Annotated in this window: 1 protein-coding gene; it reads left to right on the top strand. The window is 65.6% G+C overall.

Annotated elements, in window-relative coordinates:
* Positions 1 to 564 (top strand): BadF/BadG/BcrA/BcrD ATPase family protein (locus tag AC3WLB_RS24290; RefSeq protein ID WP_492510493.1); only part of this gene is annotated, 564 nt, incomplete at its 5' end.
* Positions 565 to 570 lie beyond the last annotated feature (6 nt).

The following is a 570-nucleotide window of genomic DNA, read 5'->3' on the forward strand; positions in this document are numbered from 1 at the left end:
GGGGCGACCCAGGTGGCCAGGATTGACGGGTGGGGCAACATCATGGGAGACGCGGGAAGTGGCTACTGGTTCGGCCGGGCCGCACTTGATGCAGCCATGCGCGCCTATGACGGTCGCGGCCAACACACCATGCTTCTCGACCGTCTGCGCGACGAGTTCGGCGACGTCGAGAGCGCCTATATCGAACTGCAGGCCGATCCAGAGCGGGTGCGGCGCATCGCATCCTTCTCTCGCTGGGTCACCGAAGCGTTAGCCGCCGGGGATCAGGTTTCGAGCGAACTCCTCCGGCATGGCGCTCGCGAACTCGCCCATTCGGTCATGGCGGGACTGGACCGGGTGGGCATCACTGCAGCCGAGAAGGCTCCGGTCTGTGCCATTGGTGGCCTCTTCAACTCGGAAGCGTTAGTGGAAAACTTCTTCGACGTGCTGCGCCAGCACAGGCCGGCACTTTGGCCTGCCACCCCGCTCGGTGACGGCCTGAGAGGGGCTGCCGAACTTCTCCGATTGCCCCTCGGCAGCCCCCTGACGGCCCGCATCACCCGTGTCACCGTGGCCCCGGGATAATTCCGA

The organism is Herbiconiux sp. FW305-C-125 (assembly GCF_058783455.1).